This window comes from Delftia sp. CH05, from assembly GCF_009827015.1.
Taxonomy (GTDB): domain Bacteria; phylum Pseudomonadota; class Gammaproteobacteria; order Burkholderiales; family Burkholderiaceae_C; genus Comamonas; species Comamonas tsuruhatensis.
The window spans coordinates 13,609-33,425 of record NZ_WUMG01000044.1 but is presented as its reverse complement, the minus strand read 5'-3'; the positions used below and the strand labels follow the sequence as shown (position 1 = coordinate 33,425).

The following is a 19,817-nucleotide window of genomic DNA, read 5'->3' as shown; positions in this document are numbered from 1 at the left end:
TCCCATGAACCACTTCACTTCACGCCGCAGCCTGTGCGCCCTGCTGCTGGCCGCAGGCGCCGCACCGGGCGCCATGGCGGCCGATGCCGGCGCCTATCCCACGCGCCCGGTGCGCCTGATCGTGCCGTTTGCGGCCGGCGGCACCACCGACATCGTGGCGCGCGCGATCGCGCCGCGCATGGCCGAGGCGCTGGGCCAGCCGCTGGTGGTGGACAACAAGGGCGGCGGCGGAGGCGCCATCGGCGCGCACGAGGCCGCGCGTGCCCAGCCCGACGGCTACACGCTGGGCGTGGCCACCGTGTCCACCACGGCCACCAATCCGGCCATCAACCCGCGCCTGCCCTACAACCCGCTCACCGATTTCACGCCCATCACCAACATTGCGGCCACGCCCAATGTGCTGGCCGTGCATCCGGGCTTCAAGGCGCAGAGCTTTGCGGCCTTCGTGGAGGAGGTGAAGAAGAACCCCGGCAAGCATGCCTACGGCACGGCGGGCACGGGCTCCATAGGCCACATGCTGATGGAGCTGATGTCCAGCCGCTCCGGGCTGTCGCTCACGCATGTGCCCTACCGGGGCTCGGGCCCGGCGCTCAACGATGCGGTGGCGGGCCAGGTGCCCATCGTCTTCGACAACCTGCCCTCGGCCCTGCCCTTCATCAAGGCGGGCCGGCTCACCGCGCTGGCGGTGGCCGCGCCCGAGCGCCTGGCCCAGCTGCCCCAGGTGCCCACCTTCAAGGAGCTGGGGCTGGAGCCGGTCAACCGCAGCGCCTTCTATGGCATCTACGGCCCCAAGGGGCTGTCGCCCGAGATCGTGGCGCGCCTGCATGCGGCCGCCCAGCGCGCGCTGGCCAGCCCCGAGGTGCGCCGCCAGATCGAGGACACGGGCTCGCGCGTGATCGGCAACCGTCCCGAGGAGTTCGCGCGCGAGATCGCGGCCGAGAACGCCCTGTACCGCAAGATCGCCACGGAGCGGCGCATCGTGGCGGACTGAGCGCCAGCCAGGGCGGGAATGGGGGAGGGGGCCGGGGCTGCGAAAAAATTTTCGCCAACGCTGTCACAACGCGCACGCCCCGCGCGTCTTGAAGGTATGGGCCAGCCATTCCGGCCGGCTGCTACATCCCTCAAGGAGTGTTTTCCATGTCCGCTTCGTCTTCCGCTGCCACCGGCGCCCGTCCTCTTGCCGCCCCCACGCCGCGCCTGAACTTCCAGGCCGTGGCCCCCGAGCTGTACAAGGCCCAGGCCGGCATCAACGCGCTGCTGCACGAGTCCAGCCTGGGCATCCAGCTGCTGGAGCTGGTGTTCCTGCGCGTCTCGCAGATCAACGGCTGCGCCTTCTGCGTGGACATGCACACGCGCGAACTGCTGTCCCGGGGCGAGGACCTGCAGCGCATCAACAGCATCGTCACCTGGCCCGAGGTGGATTTCTACGACGGGCGCGAGCGCGCCGCCCTGAACTGGGCCGAGCGCTGCACGCGCCTGAGCCAGGCCCATCCCGAGCAGCAGGACTTCGAGGCGCTGCGCGCGCATTTCAGCGAGCGCGAGATGGTGGAGCTGACCTATGCCATCGGCAGCATCAATGTCTGGAACCGCCTGTGCGCGGGCTTTGCAGCCCCCGTGGCACGCAAGCCGATCAAGCTCTGAACGTGCGCAAGCCGCTCACTCCGCCGTGAGCTTTCGCTCCTTGACCAGCCTGCCCCACTGCTCGTACTCCTTCTTCATGAAGGCCGCGAACTCGGCGCGCGTGGTGGGCTGGGGGGTGAGGCCGTGCTTGTTCAGCGCGTCCTTGACGCCGGGGTCATTGAGTACCTTGACGATCTCGGTGTTCCAGCGGTCCAGCATCGGCTTGGGCGTCTTGCCCGGTGCCACGAAGGCATACCAGTTCAGTGCCTCGACGCCGGGATAGCCGGCTTCGGCCACCGTGGGGATGTCAGGCATGTACGCCGGGCGCGTGAGGCCCGTGGTGGCCAGCGGGATCAGCTTGCCGGCCTCGATGTGGGGCAGGGCCGTGGGCGGCGCTGCGAAGTAGCTGGTCACGCGCTCACCCAGCAGGTCCTGCAGCGCGGGCGCGCCGCCCTTGTAGGGCACGTGCACCATGTCGATGCCCGCGCGCTGGTTGAACAGCTCGCCTGCCAGGTGGGAGGCCGAGCCCGCGCCCGTCGAGGCGTAGTCCACCGTGCCCGGGTTCTTCCTGGCCTTGGCCACGAACTCGGCCAGGGTCTTCACGCCCGCGCCCTTGTGCACCACCAGCACGTTGGGAAAGTTCACGCCGCCCGAGATGGGTGCCAGGTCCTTGAAGGGGTCGTAGGGCAGCTTCATCAGGTGCGGCGCAATGGTCAGCGGCCCCACCGAGCCGAACAGCAGCACCGAGCCGTCGGCCGCCGCATTGGCCACCTGCTGGTGGGCGATGTTGCCGCCCGCGCCGCCCTTGTTCTCCACCACCACGCTCTGGCCGATGTTCTCGCCCAGCTTCTTGGCGATCAGGCGCGCGGCCGCATCGGCAGCGCCGCCGGCGGCGAAGCCCACGACCAGGGACACGGGCTTTTTGGGAGGAAAGTCCTGGGCCTGCGCACTGGCGGCCAGTGCGAGCAGGGAGGCGGCCAGGGCGCTGGCGTGCAGGAAGTTGCGCTTGTTCATCATGGGGTTGTCTCCGTCATTGGCTGGGAATCGGGGCGGATGCGGCTAGTCGGCACCCAGCCCGATGGGGCTGGGCTGGCGCTTTTCGGTGTTGTGGCGCAGCAGGGACGCCGTGCGGAACACGCCGTGCGCGAACTTGCCGTAGGGCAGGGTGGCGAACAGGGCGATCACCGCGCCCAGGTGCAGGCACAGCAGCAGGGCCAGGGCCGGCGTGCCGCGGCCCAGCCACAGCGCCATGCCGCTGGCCGCGACCAGGAACAGCAGGGCGATGAAGCCCAGGTCCATGGGTTTCTGGCGCGCGTCGCCATGCAGCGGGTGGCGCCTGCGGTTCAGGTGCCACAGGCCTGCGGTGCCCAGCATGAGGCTGGTGCCGCCCACGGCGCCCAGCAGCTTGGGCAGGCTGGGGAATTCGTAGGGCGCGGCCCAGCCGAACACGTAGTGGTAGACCGTGGCCAGCGCCGTGGCCGCAAAGCACAGCATGAATCCGTAGAAGGTCAGGTGGTGAAAGCGCCTGCGGCTCAGGGTGTAGGCATCGTCCTCGTTGTGGCAGCCCTCGCCGTGGCCGCCGTCCAGGTATTTGAGGCGCAGCACGTCCTGCGCGGCCTCGGCCGCCGCCGGCGTGCCCACGTCCACGCCGCCGGTGGCGGGCTTGACGTCCTTCCAGAAGCGGCGCACGCCCATGGCCAGCGCCAGCACCACGAACAGGAACACGGGCGCGAAGATGCCCACCAGCAGGTTGTGCGGGAACAGGTTGTAGAAGTTGGCGCCCAGGTCGGCGCCCCACAGCCGGCCCGGGCCGCCCTGCAGGGCCACGGCCAGCACCAGGAACAGCGACAGGCCTGCGGCCAGGGCCAGCGACAGCGTGAGCCCGTTCCTCTGGTACAGGCGCCCCAGGGCGGGCGGCCAGGCGTAGTCGGCATAGGTCTGGCCGCGCACCTCGGCCATGGCCTTGGGGATGTTGATGGCGAATTCATGCGGCGGCGCGTACTGGCAGGCATGCAGGCAGGCGCCGCAGTTGTGGCACAGGTTGGCCAGGTAGTGCACATCGGCCTTGCCGAACTCCAGGCGCCGCGTCATTGCCGGGAAGACCGCGCAAAAGCCTTCGCAGTAGCGGCAGGCGTTGCAGATCTGCAGGGCACGCGCCACCTCGCCTTCGGCGGCCGTTTCGGTGGAGACCGGCAGGATGGGGATGACCCGGCCTGCGGCCAGGTCCTGGGCTTCTTGGGCCAGGGCGCTAATTGTGTTTTGCATATGTGTCGTCCATGGGGTTGGCTTGCCGCCCGCAGCGCTTGAAGTAGGCCTGCTCCTGACCAGGGACAGCGAGCAAGGGCCGCCCCGCAGCGAGGCTGTCGTCCCCCTTGGGGGATGGCGCGCAGCGACTCAGGGGGGTCTTCATCTCACTGCGCCGCGCACGGCAGGTTGTCCGGCGGCGGCCAGGGCTGCGTTGCGGCCCGCGATGCGGCCGAAGGCCGTGCCGATGGACATGCCCACGCCGGCCGTATAGCCCTTGCCCAGCACGTTGCCGGCCATCATTTCGCCGGCCACGAACAGGTTGGTGCTGGGCTGGCCGGCAAAGCGCACGGCCGCCGTATCGTCGGTCTCCAGGCCCAGGTAGGTGAAGGTCACGCCGGGGCGCAGCTGGTAGCCGTAGAAGGGCGCCGTGTCGATGGGGCGGGCCCAGTGGGTCTTGGCGGGGGCCAGGCCCTCGGTATGGCAGTCGTCCAGCGCCGTGTGGTCGAAGTGGCCGACGCGGCAGGCGCCGTTGTAGGCATCCAGGGTCTGCATGAAGCGGTCCTCGTCCAGGCCCAGCTTGCGTGCCAGCTCGGGCAGTGAGTCGGCGCGCACGCCCGGGAAGACCGGCGGCATGAAGCGGCCTATGGCCTTGGCGTCGATGACGGACCAGGCGGTCTGGCCCGGCTGCTGGGCCACCAGGCGGCCCCAGATGGCATAGCGCTTGGGCCAGAAGTCCTCGCCCTCGTCATAGAAGCGCTCGGCCTCGCGGTTGACCACCACGCCCAGCGAGACGCAGTCGATGCGCGTGCAGATGCCGCCGTCGTACAGCGGCGCGCGCGCGTCGATGGCCACCATGTGGGCCTGGGTGGGGTCGCCGATGCGGTCGGCGCCATAGTCTTCGAGCAGGTGGCGCAGCAGCACGCCGCGGTTGAAGGCCGTGCCGCGGATCAGGAAGTTGTCGGACGGCCACTCGCCGCGCGCGTTCTGCCCCCATGCCTCGCGCAGCCACTCGCGGTTGGACTCGAAGCCGCCCGCCGCCAGCACGCAGGTCTTTGCGGTGATGCGCTGCTCGCCCACCCAGGCGGCCTTGAACTCGCCGCCCTCGATCTCCAGCCGGTCCACGGGCGACGCGTAGCGCACCTGCACGCCCAGCCGTTCGGCGCTGCGGTAGTAGGCATTGACCAGGGCCTTGCCGCCGCCCATGAAGAAGGCATTGGTGCGCGCCACGTGCAAAGCGCCCGACAGCGGCGGCTGGAAATGCACGCCGTGGCGGCGCATCCAGTCGCGGCAGGTGGAGGAGGCGCGGATCACCATGCGCGCCAGGTGCTCGTTGGTGATGCCGCCCGTGACCTTGAGCAGGTCCTGCCAGAACTCCTCTTCGGGGTAGGCCTCGACCAGCACGTCCTGGGGCGCGTCGTGCATGCAGCGCAGGTTGCGCGTGTGGCCGGAATTGCCGCCGCGCCAGTCGCGCGGCGCCGCCTCCAGCAGCAGCACGCTGCGGCCTGCCTCGCGCGCCATCAGGGCCGCGCACAGGGCGGCATTGCCGCCGCCTATGACCAGGACATCGGGGTCCATGGAGTTCTCCTTGCATTCGCCATCGTGGGGATTGCGAATGTAGGGAGAACGCAGCGCGGCGGGCAGGGGCCCGCCGGCATGGGGGTATCAGTCTTCGTGATGGATGAGGGCCGTGCCGGCCCAGGCGCCGCCGCGCAGCAGCTGGCGCACGCAGTCGATCAGCACCACGCGCGCGGCCAGGGCGGCGGGCGACAGCTCATCCTCGGACAGGCTGCACAGCAGGTTGGTGCGCAGGGCATCTTTGTCCGTGATACGCGACCACTCGAAGCGCTGCGCGGCATCGGCATAGCGGCCCATGGAGGCCCAGGGCTGCACCGTGCTGCCCAGGCCCGCATCCACGGCCGCCATGACCATGGACAGCGAGTCCACCTCCAGCACCAGATGCGGCGTGAAGCGCGCCTGCGAGAAGGCCGTGTCCAGCGTGCTGCGCAGGCCGTGCAGGCCCGTGGGCAGGATCAGCGATTCGCCGGCCAGGTCGGCCAGCGCCATCTGCGGCGGCAGCGGCTCGGGGTGGTGGCCGCGCGCGCGGATCAGGAACAGCTCTTCCTCGATCAGCGGGTGCACCTGCCAGCGCCGCCCGCCTGCGCGGGCCTGACCGCCGTGCAGGCGGGCGTCGAACAGCACGGCCATGTCCAGCGCGCGCGCATTGAGCATGTCGGTCAGGTGGCCTGACATGCCCTCCACCATGTGCAGGCGCACATCGGGGTAGCGCGCGCGCATGGCCTGCATCATGGGCAGGCCCAGCATGGCCGAGGTGGTGGGCGCCAGGCCCACGCTGACCGAGCCCGATAGCCGCGCCTGCTGCGCGCTGCGCACGGCCTGCTCGGCATGGCGCAGCGTGAGCTGGGCCTCGCGGAAGAAGGCCACGCCTGCCTCGGTGGGCACCACGCCGCGCGGCGTGCGCTGCAGCAGCCGGGTGGACAGCTCGCTTTCCAGGCGGCTGACCTGCTGGCTCAGCGCGGACTGGACCATGTCCAGGTCCAGGGCGGCGCGGCTCATGGAGCCCAGTTCGACGATGCGGACGAAGTAGCGGAGTTGTCTCAGTTCCATGGGGGCGGCGCTTGTGGATGGCAGCGGCGATTGTCGGTGCAGATTCTCGGTGCAGACCGGTCGGGCCGCTGCACCGGGGGCTTGGCCTCAGATGCCGCGCGGCAGCAGGGCCGCCAGGGCCTCGCCTATCGAGCGCGCAATCAGCTTCTGGCGCTCGCCGGGCATGCGCTCCAGCGTGGAGGCCACGCTGACGGCGGCCACGGGCTCGCCTTCGGCATTGCGCACCGCCATGCCCACGGCCAGCACGCCGCGCGTGGCATGGTTGCCGATGACGGACCAGCCGCGCTGGCGCGTGGCCTTCACCAGCAGGGCCATGCGCTCGGGCGTCATGCCGCCGTACTGCTCCAGCACGGGCGCGTTGGCCGCCATCGCGGCCTGCACCTCGGCATCGGGCAGGGCGGCCAGCAGGGCCAGGCCCGCCGCTCCCACGCCCAGCGGCTGGCGCGTGCCCACCTGGATCACCAGGATCTGCACCGGATGCGTGCCCACATGGCGGGCGATGCAGTGCGATGCCGCGCCTTCGCGCACGATGGCAAAGGCCGCGTCCGCGCAGCCCGCGCTCACGCGCTCCAGCACGGGCTGCAGCCGCACGGCCATGTTGGGCTGGCCCGCGCTGGCGGCCGTGGCCGCCAGCCGGTGGCCGGCCGCATAGGCGAAGCGCCCCCTGTGCGCCACATAGCCGCTGTCCACCAGGGTGGACAGCAGGCGGTACACCGTGGCGCGCTCCAGCCCCGTGGCGCGGCACAGGTCGGCGACGCGCAGGCCTTCGCGGCCAGCGGCCAGCACGGCGTCCAGCACCTGCAGGCCACGGCGCAGGGTGCGGCTGCCGGCATCGTCGGCGGAGACTGGAATGTCCGCTGGCCGGACGTTTGGATTGGTGCTGCGCGAAGGCATGGAAAAGAATTTCCCGGTGATTGCAGGCAGGGCAGAAAAGGGCCTGCGTGCAGCGCGCAGTGTGCCGCAGGCCGTCGAAAGCCCACACAGGCAGACATGAGCGGACATCAGCAGACATCAGCGGACATCAGAACGATCACCTGGAGACAAGACATGACAACCCCTGCCCGTTTCAATCCGTGGGCGCGCCGGCGCCTGCTGGCCTGTTCCTTCACCTGCGCACTGGCCGGCATGGCCGCCGCGACCGTCGCGACCGTGGCGTTGGCGCCCGCGCCCGTGCTGGCGCAGCCGGCGGCCTGGCCGGCCCGGCCCGTGCGGCTCGTGGTGGGCTATGCGGCCGGTGGCGCCACCGACGTGATCGCACGCCTGGTGGCCGCCAGGATGGGCGAGCAGCTGGGCCAGAGCGTGGTGGTGGACAACCGCACGGGCGCCAACAGCAATGTGGGCGCCGAGGCCGTGGCGCGGGCGCCTGCGGACGGCTACACGCTGTATGTCTACACCATTGCCAACACCATCAATGCCTCGCTCTACCCCCGGCTCGGCTATGACCCGGTCAAGGACTTCGAGCCCATCGGCCTGATCGCCAAGATTCCCAACATCCTCGTGGTCAACCCGCGCCTGCCCATACAGAACGTGGCCGACTATGTGCGCCATGCCCGGCAGAGTGCGCAGGGCATCAGCTTCGCCTCGTCGGGCAGCGGCTCGTCGATCCACCTGTCGGGCGAGATGTTCCGGCAGCTGTCGGGCCTGCGCATGCTGCACGTGCCCTACCGGGGCAGCGCACCGGCCATCACCGACCTGCTCGGCGGGCAGGTGGATTCCATGTTCGACAACGCGCCCTCGGCCCTGCCCCATGTGCAGGCCGGCAAGCTGCGCGCGATCGCCATCACCAGCGCCCGGCGCTCGGCGCTGCTGCCCGATGTGCCCACGCTGGCGGAGTCGGGCTATGCGGGCTTCGACGTGCAGTCGTGGTTCGGCCTGGCCGCCCCTGCGGGCACGCCGCCCGCCGTGATCGAGCGCCTGAACCATGCCCTGAACACCGCCCTGGCCGCACCCGAGCTGCGCCAGCGCCTGGGCGAGATGGCCGCCACGCCCGAGCCCGGCACCCCGGCGCAGATGCGCAGCTTTGCGGCGTCGGAGATCAGGCGCTGGCGCGAGGTGGTCAAGGCCTCGGGCGCCACCGCCCAGTAGTTCGACACACGTTCGGCAAAAGCTCGACACAACCGCACCACAAGGAGACGACCCCCATGCAACCCATTGATTTTTTCTGGCGCGCGGCCGAGCGCTGGCCGCAGCGCATCGCCATCGACGCGCCGGGCGGCTGCATCCGCTATGACGCGCTGGCCCGCAAGGTGGCCGCGCTGGCGGCCGGCCTGCAGGCGCTGGAGCCCGCCGTGCAAAGCCGCGTGGGCATCTGCGCGGGCAACAGCGCAGACCATGTCGCCGCCCTGCTGGCGGTGATGGCCAGCGGCAAGGTCTGGGTGCCGCTCAATCCCAAGAGCACGCAGTCCGAGGTGCGCCGCATCATCGATGCCACCGAGCCTTCCATCGTGCTGTGCGATGCGGGTGGCGCTGCGCTGGTGCAAGGGGCGCCGGGCATCCACCTGGTGCTGGGCGAGGGCACGGCGGCCCTGGAGCAGGCGCAGACCGGCGCTTTGCCGGTGATGCCCGACCTGCCCGCCGATGCCATCCAGGCCATCAAGTTCACGGGCGGCACCACGGGCCTGCCCAAGGGCGTGATGCAGCCCTGCCGCGCCTGGATGGCCGGCATTGCCAACCAGATCCAGGCCTGGGGGTTCGATGAGCATGACCGCTACGTCATGGCCGCGCCCATCACGCATGGCACGTCCACCTACCTGCTGCCCATCCTGGCGCAGGGCGGCTGCCATGTGCTGCTGGACGGTGCGGGTGCCGAGGCCGTGCGCAGCGCCTTTGCCCTGCGCGGCGGCACCGTGTGCTTCATGCCGCCCACCCTTATCTACATGCTGATGGCGCTGCCGGGCGCCAGCCGTGCGGACTTCCCCGCCCTGCGCCGCCTCATCTACGGCGGCGCCGCCATGCCGCCCGAGAAAATCCGCCAGGTGCGCGCCTTCTTCGGCCCCGTGCTGGCCACCACCTATGGCCAGACCGAGGCGCCGCAGATCCTCACGGCCATGCGGCCCGAGGACTTCGAGGACGAAGGCCTGTGGACCTCCGTGGGCCGGGCCACCTGGTTCAGCGACCTGGCCATCATGGCGCCCGACGGCCGCCTGCTGCCCCGGGGCGAGGTGGGCGAGGTCGTGGCGCGCGGCGATCTGCTGATGAGCGGCTACTGGCGCCTGCCCGGCAAGACGGCCGAGACCCTGGTGAACGGCTGGCTGCACACGGGGGACCGGGGCCTGATCGATGCGCAGGGCTACCTGCACCTCAAGGACCGCCTGAAGGACCTGGTCATCACGGGCGGCTTCAACGTCTATCCCGTGGATGTGGAAAACGCCCTGGGCCAGCATCCGGCCGTGCACGAGTGCGTGGTCTTCGGCATCCCCGACGACCACTGGGGCGAGGCCGTGCAGGCCGCCGTGCAATTGCGCGCCGAACTGCGCCCCGACCAGCGCCCGGGCGAGGCCGAGCTGATCGCCTTCGTGCGCCAGCGCCTGGGCCCCGTGCAGACACCCAAGCGCATCCACTTTCACGCCAGCCTGCCGCGCTCGCCCGTGGGCAAGCTGCTCAAGACGGCCGTGCGCGAGCTTGCGCTGGCACCCCGTTGATCCCGCACACCATCACAAGGAGACCCTGGCCATGGCAACCCCCCAACCCCCCGTCACCCGCCTGTGCACCCACACCCTCACCAGCCTGCATTACCGCGATGCCGACCTGGTCGAGGACCTGATGGGCAAGAAGACATTCACCGAGGTGATGCTGATGCAGATCCTGGGCCGCACGCCGCGCCCCGTGGACCTGCGCATCGCCGATGTGGTGCTCATCGTGCTCATGGAGCATGGCCTCACGCCCAGCGCCATCGCCACGCGCCTCATCTACATGAGCGCGCCCGAGAACCTGCAGGGCGCCGTCTCGGCCGGCCTGCTGGCCGTGGGCAGCTCCTTCGTGGGCACCATGGAGAACTGCGCCGCGCTGCTCGACCGCATTGCCGCCGCCGCCGACCCAGAGGCCGAGGCCCGCGCCATCGCCCGGCACCACAAGGCGTTGAAAAGCCCCGTGCCCGGCTTCGGCCACCACCTGCACAAGCCCGTGGACCCGCGCGCCTACAAGCTGCTGGACATGGGCCGTGCCGAACCCGAACTGGCGGGCAGCAGAATCCGCGCGCTCGAAACCCTGTCCGCCGCCGTGGACGCCGCAGCGGGCCGGCCCATCACCATCAATGCCACGGGGGCCGTGGCCGCCCTGCTGGGCGAGATCGGCGTGCCCACGGCCGTGATGCGCGGCTTTGCCGTCATCTCGCGGGCGGCCGGGCTGGTGGCGCATGTGGTGGAGGAGCAGCAAAGCCCGTCGGGCCGGTTCATCTGGGAAACGGTGGAGGAAGCCATCCCCTACGCGGGGCATGCAGTTTCCGCGAACGCTGCGTGAAGCAATGACCGATGGACCACCGCGCGCCATGCCGCGAGCATGGAGTCCATGCAACAAACCCATGGACTGTCCGGCGCCCTCGACGGCCTGCGCGTGGTGGACCTGTCCCGCATCCTGGCGGGACCCTGGTGCACCCAGAACCTTGCCGACCTGGGCGCATCGGTGCTCAAGATCGAGCGTCCCGTCACGGGCGACGACACGCGCGCCTGGGGCCCGCCCTTCGTGCAGGCCCCCGGTGGCGAGGCCGTGTCGGCCTACTTCCTGTCCTGCAACCGTGGCAAGCAGTCGGTGGCGCTGGACTTCACCGAGCCGGCCTCGCATGCCTGGCTGCTGCGCCAGATCCGCGATGCCGACGTGCTGGTGGAAAACTACAAGGCCGGCGCGCTGGCGCGCCACGGGCTGGACTACGCGGCGCTGGCCGCCATCAACCCCGGGCTGATCTACCTGTCGATCACGGGCTTCGGCCAGAGCGGCCCGTTTGCGCACAAGCCCGGCTACGACTATGTGTTCCAGGGGCTGGGCGGCCTCATGGGCTACACGGGCGTGGCCGATGGCGAGGAGGGCGCGGGCCCGCTGCGCACGGGCGTGGCCGTGGTGGACCTGATGACGGGCATGTATGCCACCAGCGCCGTGCTGGCGGCCGTGGTGCAGCGCCAGCGCACGGGGCGCGGCCAGCACATCGACCTGGCCCTGCTGGACGTGGCCGTGGCCATGAATGCCAACCAGGCGGCCAACTACCTGGTCAGCGGCGAGAACCCGCGCCGCACGGGCAACGCCCATCCCAATTGCGCGCCCTACGAGGTGTTTGCCTGCGCAGACGGGCATTTCATCCTGGCCATCGGCAATGACGGGCAGTTCGCCGCCCTGTGCTCCGTGCTGGGCACGGACTGGCACCTGGACGCGCGCTTTGCCACCAATGCCGCGCGCCTGACCGGCAAGGCGCAGCTGCGCCCGCTGCTGCGCGCGGCGCTGGGCCGCTGGCCGCTGCAGGCCCTGACCGATGCGCTGGACACCGCCCAGGTGCCCTGGGGCTGCATCAACACCATGGAGCAGGTCTTCGCCCATCCGCAGGTGCGGCACCGCCAGATGCTGCAGACGGTGGAGCACCCGCAGCTGGGCACGCTGAAGCTGGTGCGCAACCCCATGGTGCCGGCCGGCAGCGGCGCCCAGGTGCCGCCGCCGCCCGTGCTCGGTGCGGCGCCGCAGGACCTCTGAATCCCTAGACATCGACAAGCCAAGAAGGAGACAAGGATGACGAAACGCATGAAAGCACTGAAGGCCGCCGTGGCAGCCGCCGCGCTGGCGGGGATGCCGCTGGCATATGCAGCGGGGGCAGCGGGGGCGGCAGGGGCAGGAAGCTATCCCGAGCGGCCCGTACGCCTGGTCGTGCCCTATGCGGTGGGCGGCGCCACCGATGTAATCGCGCGCGTGGCGGCCCGCTACCTGGGCGAGACGCTGGGCCAGCCCGTGGTGGTGGAAAACCGCCCCGGCGCGGGCGGCAGCACGGGCTCGGCCTATGCGGCCAAGCAGCCGGCCGACGGCTACACCCTGGTGATGATGGTGGAGAGCTCGCATGCCGTGAACCCCAACGTCTACGCCAAGCCCGCGTATGACCCGGTGAAGGACTTCACCCCCATCACCAACATCGCCAACGTGCCGGGCGTGATGGTGGTCAGCGCAGGCTCGGCCTACAAGAGCGCCAGGGACGTCAGCGACGCGGCGCGCGCCGCACCGGGCAAACTCAACTACGGCTCCTCGGGCAATGGCGGGCTCAGCCACCTGAGCGGTGCGCTGTTCGGCAGCACCACGGGCACCACCCTCACCCATGTGCCCTACAAGGGCCTGGGGCCGGCGCTCAACGACCTGATGGCGGGGCAGCTCGATGTGGTGTTCGACAACATGCCGTCTTCCGGTGCGCTGATCGCGGGCGGCCAGCTGCGTGCGCTGGCCGTGTCCAGCCCCGTGCGCCTGCCGGCCCTGCCCGGCGTGCCCACCTATGCCGAGGCCGGGCTCAAGCCCATGAACGACATGTCCTGGTACGGCCTGGGCGCGCCTGCCAGGCTCGATCCCGCCATTCTTGCCAGGCTCAGCGAAGCCATGCGCAAGACCTTGCAAAAGCCCGAGCTGATCAAGACCATAGAGCAGCAGGGCGCCGTCGTGGACTTCCAGGAGCCTGCGCAGTTCAGGCAGACGGTGGAGCGCTCCAACCGGGCCTGGTCCCAGCTGATCCGCGACATCGGATTCGAGAAACTTTGAGGAGATCTGCCGTGCATGCACAAGTGACCTTTCCCACCCCGCAGACCGCCGTGCTCACCATCACCGGCGGCGGGCCGCTGAACATCCTGGGCACGCCCGTGATCCGCGCGCTGACCGCGCAATTGGCCGAGCTGGCCGAGCGCCCCGATCTGCACTGCCTGGTGCTGCGCGGATCGGGCACGCGCGCCTTCGTGGCGGGGGCCGACATCCGCGAGATGGCGTCGCTCAACGCCGCCTCGGCACGCGCCTTCATCAGCGGGCTGCGCGACCTGTGCAACGCGGTGCGGCATTTCCCCGTGCCCGTGATCGCCAGGCTGCAGGGCCATACGCTGGGCGGCGGGCTGGAGCTGGCCATGGCGGCCGACCTGCGCATCGCGGCCGATGATGCCGTGGTGGGCATGCCCGAGGTCAAGGTCGGCATTCCCTCGGTGATCCACGCGGCCATGATGCCCGCGCAGATCGGCGGCACGCGCGCCAGCTGGCTGCTGCTCACGGGCGAGAACATCGGCGCCCTGCAGGCCGAGCGATGGGGCCTGCTCAACGAATGCGTGCCCGGCGACCAGCTCGATGCGCGCATCGCGCAGATTGCCGAGGGGCTGGGCGGGATCGGCATCGAGGCGCTGCGCCAGCAAAAGCGCCTGCTGCGCCGCTGGGAGGGCATGGGCGTGGACTCGGCAATCACCGACAGCGTGGCCGAGTTCGGCGCGGCCTTCAACACGGGCGAGCCGCAGCACCACATGAATGCCTTCCTGGAGCGCAAGCAGGCCAAGGCCCAGGCCCAGCACTGAACCCAGGCCGGGCCGGGCTAGGCCTTGTCGGCCAGCCCTTTCAGAAAGCTGCGCAGCCGCTGCGCGGTGGGCGTCAGCGGCCGTTCGCTGGAGCGCACCAGCTGCAGCGGGCGCCGTGCCCAGGTTTCCTCCAGCGGCAGGCAGGCCACCGCATGCGCGGTGCCGAGCCTGCGGTAGATGCTGTGCGGAATGATGGCCAGGCCCACGCCCTGCGAGACCAGCCGCACGATGGAGGTGAAATCGTCCACGTGGATGCGGCAGCGCAGCGGCCGGCCATGGCGCTTGGCCAGCTCGCGCAGAAAGGCGTAGTTGCTGCTGGTCAGCGCCATGCCCACGAAGGCATGGGACAGGGTGTCGAAGAACCGGCAGGAAGGGCCTTCGCCGTCGTCTTGCCTCTCGCCCGGCTGGGGCACCAGCGGATGGCTGGGCGGGGCGATCACCACCAGGCGGTCCAGCGCAAAGGTCTCGCAGGCCACGGCGCCCGCCATGGGCTCGCCCGCGTAGACGCCCAGGTCGGCCTCGCCCTCGGCCACGCTGGCGGCAATCGTCTCGCTGGTCTGCTCCACCAGGGTGAGGTTCACCTCGGGAAAGGCGGTCAGGAACTCGCCGATGTGCGGGCCGATGAAGCCGTGCAGCGAGGAGCTGTTGGCCGCCAGCGTTGCCTTGCCCTGCAGGCTGCTGCCCAGCAGGGCGGCCTCGGCCTCCATGCCGTCGATGGCGGCGAACACGCCGCGCGCATGCTCGAGCATGGCGTGGCCTTCCTCGGTCAGCCGCATGCCCTTGTGTTCGCGCGTGAACAGCTGGCAGCCCAGGGCCTGCTCCAGATTGCGCAGGCGCTGGCTGGCGGCCGAGGGCGTCAGGTGCCGCGCCTGGCTGGCACGCGAGAGATTGCCGGCCTGGGCGATGGCCATGAACAGCTTCAGATCGGTCAGGTCGTAGCGCATGCGGGCGTTTCCTAGGGAGCAGGAGGGCCATTATTCCTGCTGGCGCAGGGCTGCAAAGCCCGTGGCGCGCAGCCTTTGAAGGGCGCTGGGATAATCGATGCCATGACTAAACACCGCGTCGTGGTGGGCCTGTCGGGCGGTGTGGACTCCGCTGTCACGGCCCATCTCCTCAAGCAACAGGGCCATGAAGTGGTCGGCATCTTCATGAAGAACTGGGAAGATGACGACGACAGCGAATACTGCTCGTCCAATGTCGATTTCGTCGATGCCGCCGCCGTGGCCGACGTGGTCGGCATCGAGATCGAGCATGTGAACTTCGCCTCCGAGTACAAGGACCGCGTCTTCGCCGAGTTCCTGCGCGAGTACCAGGCCGGCCGCACGCCCAACCCCGATGTGCTGTGCAATGCCGAGATCAAGTTCAAGGCCTTCCTGGACCACGCCATGCGCCTGGGCGCCGAGAAGATCGCCACGGGCCACTACGCCCGCGTGCGCCAGAACCCCGGCACGCAGCTGTTCGAGCTGCTCAAGGGGCTGGACCCGGCCAAGGACCAGAGCTACTTCCTGCACCGCCTCAACCAGGCCCAGCTGTCCAAGGCCATGTTCCCCGTGGGCGAGCTGAAGAAGACCGAGGTGCGCCGCATTGCCGAGGAGATCGGCCTGCCCAACGCGAAGAAGAAGGACTCCACGGGCATCTGCTTCATCGGCGAGCGGCCGTTCCGCGACTTCCTGAACCGCTACATCAGCAAGGAGCCCGGCAACATCCTCGACGACCGCAACCGCAAGCTGGGCAAGCATGTGGGCCTGTCGTTCTACACGCTGGGCCAGCGCTCGGGCCTGGGCATCGGCGGCGTCAAGGAAAAGGGCGCGCCGCGCGGCGGCGGCGACCATGAGCCCTGGTTCGTGGCGCGCAAGGAGCTGGACACCAACACGCTGCGCGTGGTGCAGGGCCATGACCACCCCTGGCTGCTGTCGCAGTCGCTGCTGGCCGACCAGGTCAGCTGGGTGGCCGGCCACGCGCCCGCCGAGGGCAAGGCCTACGGCTCCAAGACGCGCTACCGCCAGCCCGACTCGCCGGCCCTGATCTCGGGCGCCACGCCCGAGGGCTTCCGGCTGGATTTTCCCGAGCCGCAATGGGCCGTCACGCCCGGCCAGTCGGCCGTGCTCTACGACGGCGACGTGTGCCTGGGCGGCGGCATCATCGCGGCGGTGGATCCCCACTGATGCAGCACTGACGCGGCACTGATGCGGCATTGATGCCGGGCAGGATTCGGCCCGTCGCGTTTTGCTATCGTCACGGGGGGCGGCACAACCGCCCCTTTTTCTTTTTCCTTTTGTTCTTCACGACAGCACCACAGGAGACCCCATGGCTTCATCGATTCTTGCGCGCCGGCATTTTCTGGGAGCGGCCCTTGGCGCCGTGGCCACGGCCGGATGCAACGGCGAGGTGTCCTGGGGCGATCCCATCGATCCGCCCGTGACGGACCGCGTCAAGCGTGCGCTCGATCAACTCGACGGCCAGGTGCGCGCGCAGATGCGGCGCACGGGCGTGCCCGGCGTGGCCGTGGCGGTGGTGCATGAAGGCCGCCTGGTCTATGCCCAGGGCATGGGCGTGCGCCGTCTGGGCTCGTCGCTGGCCGTGGATGCGGACACGGTGTTCCAGCTCGCCTCCGTCTCCAAATCCGTGGGCGCCACCGTGGTGGCGCAGCAGGTGGGCCAGCGCCGCGTGTCCTGGGACACGCGCGTGCAGCAGGGCCTGTCCTGGTGGACGCTGGAGGACGCAGATGCCGCCCAGCGCATCACCGTGGGCGACATGTATGCCCACCGCTCGGGCCTGCCCGGCCAGGCCGGCGATGCGCTGGAGGAGCTGGGCTACAGCCAGCGCCAGATCCTGGAGCGCCTGCGCTACCTGCCGCTGCGGCCCGTGGGCACCCAGTACGCCTACAGCAACTTCGGCCTGACCACGGGTGCCGAGGCGGTGGCCGCCATCGCGGGCCAGTCCTGGGCGGCGCTGTCGCAGCAGGCCGTCTACGGCCCGCTGGGCATGACGCAGACCAGCTCGCTGTTTGCCGATTTCGAGGCGCGCGCCAACCGCGCGGCCGGCCACCTGCGCGTCAATGGCGTGTGGCAGACGGGGCCGGTGCGCCGGCCCGATGCGCAGTCGGCCGCCGGCGGCGTCAGCTCCACGGTGCGCGACATGGCGCGCTGGATGACCATGCTGCTGGACGAAGGCCGCTTCGAGGGCCGCCAGGTGGTCGATGCGCAGGCGCTGCGCACGGCGCTGTCGCCGCAGATGCTGCAGTCGCCGGCCGGCAACGGCGAGCCTGCGCGCTACTACGGCTTCGGCTTCAACGTGGGCGTGTCCGAGGCGGGGCGCACCACCTACAGCCACTCGGGCGCCTTCGGCACGGGCAGCGCGACCAGCTTCACCGTCATGCCCGAGCTCAAGCTGGGCATCGTGGTGCTGACCAACGGCATGCCCATCGGCGTGCCCGAGATCGTGGTCTCGCAGTTCCTGGACCAGGTCGAATGGGGCCGCCAGCGCCAGGACTGGGAGAGCATCTGGACCAAGCGGCTGGCACCCATCATGCAGCCGCATGGCGAGCTGGCAGGCAAGACCCGGCCTCCTTTCCCCCGACCGCCCCGGCCGCTGGGCGCCTATGTGGGCAGCTACGCCAACCGCTTCTACGGGCCGGCCCAGGTCAGCCTGCAGACGGGCGGCGGGGGGCTGCAGGTCAGCCTGGGTTCGCAGCGCATGCTGCTCAGCCACTGGGATGGCGAGGTCTTCAGCTTCGTGCCCGAGGGCGATTCGCCGGGCAGCCTGTCCAAGGCCACGTTCGACGGCAACCAGCTCACGCTGGAGTATTTCGACGATGTGCTGACCCCGGCCGGCGTCAGTGCGGGGATAGGGCGCTTTTCGCGCTGAGGGTGGCCTGCTCCGTGCCGTCGTGCAGGTGATCGCCGGGCACGGGCAGCCAGGCGGCCAGCACGGTGGCGCCGGGCTCCGAATCCATGTCCAGATGGCCGCCCAGGCGCTGCAGGCGCGCCTGCATGCTGCGCAGGCCCACTCCCATGCCGGCCTGCTGCACGGCGGACACGTCAAAGCCTGCGCCGTCGTCGGTGATGCGCAGCATCAGCCAATGCGGCTCGGGCCACTGCAACTGCACCTGCACGCACTGGGCGCGGCTGTGCTTGATCACATTGGCCAGCGCTTCCTCCAGCACGCGCGTCAGCGCCAGGCACTGCAGCGCACCGGGCGGCTGCGGCCAGGCGGCCGGCACCTGCCAGTCGGACTGCATGTCCAGCGCGTCGAACAGGCTGGCAAAGCGGTGGCGCAGCGGCGCGATCCAGGCCTGGGGCGTGTCCGGCACGGTGACGGAGACGCTGGTGCCGCTGTCGATCATCTGGCGCAGGTCGTCGCGCAGCAGCTTGAGCACGGACAGGAACTGGCGGTTGTGCATGGGGGTGCCCGCCTGCTCCACCATGGCGATGGAGCGCACCAGGGAGCCGCCCAGGCTGTCGTGCAGGTCGTGCGCCAGCTGCATCCGTTCCTGCAGCCGCGAGTGGCTGAGCGCCAGCGCATGCTCGCGCGCCAGCGTGCCGCCGAGCTCGTCGCAGGCACGCGCCACGCTGTCGGTCAGCTCCTGGTTGAACTGTTCGATGCGGCGCATGCTGAGCACGAACTGCCGGCCCAGCACCATGGACAGGGCCAGCATGGTCAGCGGCGCGGTATAGGGCATCCAGGGCGTGGCGGGGCCGATCACCTTCTTGAGCGCCAGCATGTCGTGCAGGCCCGCGCACAGGAAGACCAGCAGGCAGGCTGCATAAACCAGGTGGCCCGGCTCGCGCGTGCGCCAGGCGTGCAGCGGAAAGTGCAGCGACACGGCCACGCAGATGCCGAAGTACACCAGGCCGATGTGCAGCACGCCGTCCACCAGCGGCCAGGGCGCGAAGATGGCGGCGGCCATGCCGGCCAGCGTCAGCGCCCACAGCAGCTTTTCCAGCCGGGGCAGGTGCAGTTTTCCGAAGCGCCAGGTGAACAGGCAAAAGCTCTGGCCGAACAGCAAAAAGACCAGCAGGTTGCCGCGTGCCACGGCCAGGGTGTCGGGGAAGGGCCAGGCCTCGGTGGCCAGGATATTGGCCAGGAACAGCGCCCAGCAGAAGGCATTGAGCGCGTACCAGCCAAAGGCCTTGCTGGCGCGCCGCTGCAGCCAGGCAAAGGCGAACAGCACGCCCAGCACCAGCGAGACCACGATGTTCATGGCAAACAGCGTGCGCTGGTTCCACCAGGTCTGCGCGTGCCACCGGCGCAGCGCCTCGGGCTCGCCCAGGCGCACCTCGCCCAGGCCGGGCGTCTGCTCGGCCAGGCCGTGCACGCGTATCCACACGCTGTTGGTACCCGCATGCAGGGCGGATTCGGGCAGCAGCCAAAAGCGCGGCATGTTCCAGCTGCGCGACAGGGGCTCGACCAGGTGCCGGTCGCGCCACAGCAGGTCGCCGTTCACGAAGACCTCGCCGGCCATGACCATGGAGTGCAGGGCCAGCGCCACGGGATCGGCGGCGGCGGTGGCAGAAGCGGCAGGGGGGTGAGCGCAGCCGCGCTGCCAGTCGATGCGGTACCAGACGGCGCCGCTGTAGCCGGGCCAGCGGTCCAGCCAGTGGTCGGGCAGGGTCACGTTGTGCCAGTCGCGTACCGCGCTGGCGATGGGCGGCGGTCCCTGGCCTGCGGCCTTGGCGGACTGGATGGACAGGATCTGCGGCAGGCAGGCCTGGGCCAAGGCGCAGGGACTGCACAGGAGGACCGCCAGGCCCAGTGCCAGGGCCTGGCCCAGGGCGAGGCGCCGCACCGGGCCGAACCACCGGCGCCACCCGCCCATGGCCG

General features: G+C 70.2%; 17 protein-coding genes. 10 read left to right on the top strand and 7 right to left on the bottom strand.

Annotated elements, in window-relative coordinates; genetic code table 11:
* Nucleotides 1–4 precede the first annotated feature (4 nt).
* The gene (locus GRX31_RS24635) at nucleotides 5–991 is read left to right on the top strand and encodes a tripartite tricarboxylate transporter substrate binding protein BugE (RefSeq protein ID WP_065347099.1); all 987 of its coding nucleotides are present in this window, start codon (nucleotides 5–7) and stop codon (nucleotides 989–991) included.
* A 146-nt stretch (nucleotides 992–1,137) separates the two neighbouring features.
* A complete protein-coding gene (locus GRX31_RS24630) occupies nucleotides 1,138–1,641 on the top strand; it encodes a carboxymuconolactone decarboxylase family protein (RefSeq protein WP_160855344.1) in 504 nt (167 codons plus the stop codon).
* Between the two features lie 15 nt (nucleotides 1,642–1,656).
* Here the strand turns inward: GRX31_RS24630 and GRX31_RS24625 are convergent, their stop codons facing one another.
* From GRX31_RS24625 to GRX31_RS24605, 5 genes are all read right to left on the bottom strand, one after another.
* On the bottom strand, nucleotides 1,657–2,637 hold the full coding sequence (locus GRX31_RS24625; RefSeq protein ID WP_202396708.1) for a Bug family tripartite tricarboxylate transporter substrate binding protein: 981 nt from the start codon (nucleotides 2,635–2,637) through the stop codon (nucleotides 1,657–1,659).
* A gap of 42 nt (nucleotides 2,638–2,679) precedes the next feature.
* A complete protein-coding gene (gene tcuB / locus GRX31_RS24620; RefSeq protein WP_133072501.1) occupies nucleotides 2,680–3,885 on the bottom strand; it encodes a tricarballylate utilization 4Fe-4S protein TcuB in 1,206 nt (401 codons plus the stop codon).
* A gap of 141 nt (nucleotides 3,886–4,026) precedes the next feature.
* Nucleotides 4,027–5,442: an FAD-dependent tricarballylate dehydrogenase TcuA gene (gene tcuA / locus GRX31_RS24615; protein WP_160855342.1), complete on the bottom strand. Its 1,416-nt coding sequence runs from the start codon at nucleotides 5,440–5,442 to the stop codon at nucleotides 4,027–4,029.
* Between the two features lie 87 nt (nucleotides 5,443–5,529).
* Entirely contained in the window at nucleotides 5,530–6,492 is a 963-nt protein-coding gene (locus tag GRX31_RS24610) for a LysR substrate-binding domain-containing protein (RefSeq protein WP_012202727.1), read from the bottom strand.
* An 87-nt stretch (nucleotides 6,493–6,579) separates the two neighbouring features.
* Nucleotides 6,580–7,386: an IclR family transcriptional regulator gene (locus tag GRX31_RS24605; protein WP_016449568.1), complete on the bottom strand. Its 807-nt coding sequence runs from the start codon at nucleotides 7,384–7,386 to the stop codon at nucleotides 6,580–6,582.
* A 153-nt stretch (nucleotides 7,387–7,539) separates the two neighbouring features.
* Between GRX31_RS24605 and GRX31_RS24600 the strand changes: the two genes are divergently transcribed.
* Genes GRX31_RS24600 through GRX31_RS24575 form a run of 6 tightly spaced genes read left to right on the top strand, consistent with a single transcriptional unit; the run spans nucleotide 7,540 to nucleotide 13,994 of the window.
* Complete coding sequence (locus tag GRX31_RS24600; protein ID WP_046986853.1) at nucleotides 7,540–8,577, top strand: tripartite tricarboxylate transporter substrate binding protein; 1,038 nt, start codon at nucleotides 7,540–7,542, stop codon at nucleotides 8,575–8,577.
* 56 nt (nucleotides 8,578–8,633) lie between these two features.
* On the top strand, nucleotides 8,634–10,133 hold the full coding sequence (locus tag GRX31_RS24595; RefSeq protein WP_160855340.1) for a class I adenylate-forming enzyme family protein: 1,500 nt from the start codon (nucleotides 8,634–8,636) through the stop codon (nucleotides 10,131–10,133).
* Nucleotides 10,134–10,164: 31 nt separating this feature from the next.
* Complete coding sequence (locus GRX31_RS24590; protein ID WP_043825133.1) at nucleotides 10,165–10,950, top strand: citryl-CoA lyase; 786 nt, start codon at nucleotides 10,165–10,167, stop codon at nucleotides 10,948–10,950.
* 48 nt (nucleotides 10,951–10,998) lie between these two features.
* Entirely contained in the window at nucleotides 10,999–12,165 is a 1,167-nt protein-coding gene (locus tag GRX31_RS24585) for a CaiB/BaiF CoA transferase family protein (RefSeq protein WP_202396707.1), read from the top strand.
* A gap of 36 nt (nucleotides 12,166–12,201) precedes the next feature.
* Nucleotides 12,202–13,206: a Bug family tripartite tricarboxylate transporter substrate binding protein gene (locus GRX31_RS24580; RefSeq protein ID WP_047328029.1), complete on the top strand. Its 1,005-nt coding sequence runs from the start codon at nucleotides 12,202–12,204 to the stop codon at nucleotides 13,204–13,206.
* Between the two features lie 11 nt (nucleotides 13,207–13,217).
* Nucleotides 13,218–13,994, top strand: a complete 777-nt coding sequence (locus tag GRX31_RS24575; protein ID WP_034366441.1) for an enoyl-CoA hydratase — start codon at nucleotides 13,218–13,220, stop codon at nucleotides 13,992–13,994.
* Between the two features lie 17 nt (nucleotides 13,995–14,011).
* On the opposite strand, the gene GRX31_RS24570 is transcribed toward GRX31_RS24575, so the two are convergent.
* Nucleotides 14,012–14,938 carry a LysR substrate-binding domain-containing protein gene (locus GRX31_RS24570; RefSeq protein ID WP_160855336.1) on the bottom strand — a complete coding sequence of 309 codons (927 nt, stop codon included), beginning with the start codon at nucleotides 14,936–14,938 and terminating at the stop codon, nucleotides 14,012–14,014.
* 102 nt (nucleotides 14,939–15,040) lie between these two features.
* On the opposite strand from GRX31_RS24570, the gene mnmA reads away from it, so the two are divergent.
* A complete protein-coding gene (gene mnmA, locus GRX31_RS24565; protein ID WP_016449575.1) occupies nucleotides 15,041–16,159 on the top strand; it encodes a tRNA 2-thiouridine(34) synthase MnmA in 1,119 nt (372 codons plus the stop codon).
* A gap of 142 nt (nucleotides 16,160–16,301) precedes the next feature.
* Nucleotides 16,302–17,861 (top strand): serine hydrolase, encoded by a 1,560-nt coding sequence (locus GRX31_RS24560; protein WP_160855334.1) that lies wholly within the window; start codon nucleotides 16,302–16,304, stop codon nucleotides 17,859–17,861.
* Here GRX31_RS24560 and GRX31_RS24555 read toward each other — a convergent pair.
* Nucleotides 17,830–19,812 (bottom strand): sensor histidine kinase, encoded by a 1,983-nt coding sequence (locus GRX31_RS24555; RefSeq protein WP_160855332.1) that lies wholly within the window; start codon nucleotides 19,810–19,812, stop codon nucleotides 17,830–17,832. The two genes, GRX31_RS24560 and GRX31_RS24555, sit on opposite strands and share 32 nt — an antisense overlap.
* Nucleotides 19,813–19,817: the final 5 nt, after the last annotated feature.